The 3,127-nt window shown below is 63.1% G+C and carries 3 protein-coding genes; all 3 read right to left on the bottom strand.

The annotated features are described in order from the left end of the window. Positions 1–519: 519 nt before the first annotated feature. Positions 520–2,094 (bottom strand): IS66 family transposase, encoded by a 1,575-nt coding sequence (gene tnpC / locus HNO88_RS21725; RefSeq protein WP_184250893.1) that lies wholly within the window; start codon positions 2,092–2,094, stop codon positions 520–522. A gap of 129 nt (positions 2,095–2,223) precedes the next feature. Beyond that, on the bottom strand, positions 2,224–2,577 hold the full coding sequence (gene tnpB / locus HNO88_RS21720; protein ID WP_184250890.1) for an IS66 family insertion sequence element accessory protein TnpB: 354 nt from the start codon (positions 2,575–2,577) through the stop codon (positions 2,224–2,226). Then, positions 2,574–3,032 (bottom strand): IS66-like element accessory protein TnpA, encoded by a 459-nt coding sequence (gene tnpA, locus HNO88_RS21715; protein WP_184250888.1) that lies wholly within the window; start codon positions 3,030–3,032, stop codon positions 2,574–2,576. Before tnpA ends, tnpB begins: the two co-directional genes overlap by 4 nt. Positions 3,033–3,127 lie beyond the last annotated feature (95 nt).

The raw sequence follows: 3,127 nt of genomic DNA, 5'->3' as shown, positions 1-3,127 counted from the left end.
GTAAGCGTCCGCCCGGGACCGTTGCCCCGATTGCGGACATCGCCTAGCCTCCTGAGCTTATCTCATGAAATCAAACGGCGGCTACTGCCTGTTCGAGAGGGGGAATGTTGGCGTGAGCCTGGAAACCGGAACAGAAACTAGGCTGGCGCTGGCGAGACGCTGGGAGACGCCAGCTCGGTGGATCATGTATTTGGCGATGGCGGGCATCGCCCTATCGTGGCTGGTGCAAGAATTTTGGGTAGCCCTTGCATCTGCGACTGTCGCCATGCCGGCTGCTTGGCTCTTCAACCTTCACTGTCCGGAGTGCGCTTGGCCAGCCTACCGTGTTTATGGGACCGCGAAGGCCAAACAGGCCGCAGATCAATTCCTCGCACCTCTGTATTCCAAGCATCTTTGGAAGCAGCCGACGGCGTGTTCAAAATGCGGGCATTCGTTTCGCTCGTCAGAAAATATTGGCAAGACCGCTCACTAGCGGACAAGCCGCGACGCTCGATGTCCGTTTTCCACCCGAATGCGCGTTCACGCCTGCGGGGTGGCCCAGTTCCAAGGTAGCAGCTCGTCGATCCGGTTGATCGGATGCCCCTTGCCGATGCGATCAAGTACGTCGGCTAGCCATTCCTGCGGATTGACGCCGTTAAGCTTGGCGGTCTCAAGCAGTGAATACATGGCGGCAGCACGCTCCCCACCACAGTCGGCACCTGCGAAAAGCCAATTTTTGCGGCCGAGGCAGATGCCCCGGAGGGCATTCTCTGCCGGATTGTTGTCGATCTCCAGCCTGCCGTCGTCGGTGTAGGTGAGCAGTTGCGGCTTCAGCTTCATGGCATAGCGCAGGGCTTCGGCCAGCGGTGAGCGGGCCGAGGCCTTGGACAGCACTTCATCAGCCCAGGCAAAGAAATCCAGCGCCTTGAGCTTCGAGAGCTTCCGAGCCTTGCGGCGGAAATCCGCGGGTTCGCGCCCGATCTGCCGCTCGACATCGTAAAGCTCGCCGATCATCTGCAGCCCCTGGAGCGCGACTGAGTTCGGATCCGCCTTGTAGACATCGTTCAGCTTGCGCCGGGCATGGGCCCAGCAGGCAACGGGCGTGATTGGCGCTGGCTGGCGGTCACTCGCGTAGAGGCGCTCGAAACCGGCATAGGCATCCGCCTGCAGAAATCCTACAAAGGTCTTGAGATGCTCGCGTGGTCGCTCGCCCTTGCGATCAGGGCTGTAGCGGAACAGCGCTGCCGGCTTGTCCAACTGGCTCCATCGTCGGTTATCGCGCAGATACACCCATAGCCGCCCGGTTGCCGTCTTCCCGGTCCCCGGCGCCAGCACGGGAACGGGTGTATCGTCGGCGTGGAGCTTCACGCTGGCCATGACGTGATCGGCGATCCGATCGACCAGCGGTTGCAGTAGCCAGCTTGCCTGGCCCAGCCAGTCCGCCATCGTCGAACGGCTGATCTCCACACCCTCGCGGGCGTAAATCTGCGATTGGCGATACAGAGGCAGGTGATCGGCAAACTTGGAAACGATGACGTGGGCCAGCAAGCCGGGACCAGCACGGCCGCGCGGCACGGGAAGCGCCGGGGCCGGTGCCTGGCTGATCGCATCACAGCAGTTGCAGGAAAGCTTGGGTCGGACATGACGGACGACGCGGAAGCGACCGGGGACATATTCCAGCACTTCGGTCACGTCCTCGCCGAGCTTGCCCATCGCGCCCCCACAGGCGGAACAGCCGTTGGCATCCGGCGCTGCGTGCATAACCTCGTCGCGAGGAAGGTGGTCGGGCAGTGGTGCACGGCGAGGCTTGCGAGGGGTAACTTTGGCCGGGGCATCGTCGGGCACATGGCCCTCGATCACACACTCGGCATGGGCATGCTCGGCCTCGAGATCCTCCAGCGCCAACTCGAGCTGGTCTGCCTGAAGGGCAAGGCGCTCGGAGGACTGGCCGAACTTCATGCGCCGCAAGCGGGCCAGTTGGACCTTGAACTTCTCGATCTGCAGCGCCGTCAGCAGAATCGAGTTCTGGGCCGTCTCAAGCTTCTCGCGGGTCGCCTCATGGGCCGCCCGTTCGGCTTCCAGCGCCTGTTCCGAGGCCGCCAGACGTGCGCGCATCGCCTCGGCAAAAGCGCGCAGTTCTGCGGGATCAACAGGGAGTTCGAGATCGTCGGGAGACACGCTTCCCGATAGCAGAATCCGCCCTTCCACCCAAGGAGAAAGCCCGGAAATACGCCGATTATCGCGTCAAATCTGCACCGGCAGACGGGGCGGACCGGGGGCGACGGTGCGCCGCCAATCCATCGCTTCGATCAGCAACGCGAACTGCGCCGGGGTCAGCACGACACCGCCCTCAATGAGCGGCGGCCAGACGAAACGGCTGCGTTCCAGGCGCTTGGCGAACAGGCAAAGTCCTGTCCCATCCCAGAGCAGCGCCTTCAGGTAGTTGCCGCTCTTGCTGCGGAAAAGGAAGACATGCCCCCCGTAGGGCTCGACCGCGAACAGGGGGCGGACCAATGCCGCCAGCCCGTCGAAGCCGAGCCGCATGCTGACCGGCTTGCTTGCCAGATAGACCTTCGTTCCGGGAGCCAGCGAAATCACGACACGTCCCGGAAAGCACGCAGCACGCGCGCCAGCGCCTTCTCGTTGACGTAACTGTCCACCGACAGGCGAACGCCGCTGGGTAGGTCTATGTCTATTGCGCCGGGGCGGGCACCGGGATGTGGGCGGATCAGTTCCTCGGGCGCTGGCGGCATTGGCGACGGAACGGAACGCTGCGTCTTCTGGGGCTCCGACACCGCTGGTGCAGCTGCAGGCTCCGTCGTTATGATCGCGCCGTAAGGAATGAACTCCAACGCTTCACTGGCGATAGCCGCCGCCTGACGACGCGCCGATCGCCAGTTATAGATCAGGCTCTCGGCAATCTCATGGCGCTCAGCGACCTGACGGACCGATACGCCCTCTGCATCCGCCTCGGCGAGGATCGCCGCCTTCTCGGCATCCGAAAACTTCCTGCGCCGTTCGGTGCGCGCAATGATCTCCACCCGATCCTTCACTTGGCCTCCTTCTGGAGTCCAGAAAGAGACTCCTTAGCAGAGGTCCATCAGCGCCGAGCCTAAATGCCGCAACACGCCCGAGGGCGGACGCTTAC

Origin of the sequence: Novosphingobium chloroacetimidivorans (assembly GCF_014204535.1) — a bacterium.
Lineage (GTDB): Bacteria > Pseudomonadota > Alphaproteobacteria > Sphingomonadales > Sphingomonadaceae > Novosphingobium > Novosphingobium chloroacetimidivorans.
Note: the sequence above shows the minus strand (reverse complement) of the source record. Positions and strands in the feature narration are given on the sequence as shown.

Coding starts and splice junctions, on each gene's coding strand:
- tnpC (WP_184250893.1), bottom strand. CDS start 2,094: ATGCGCGCACGTCTGGCGGCCTCGGAACAGGCGCTGGAAGCCGAACGG.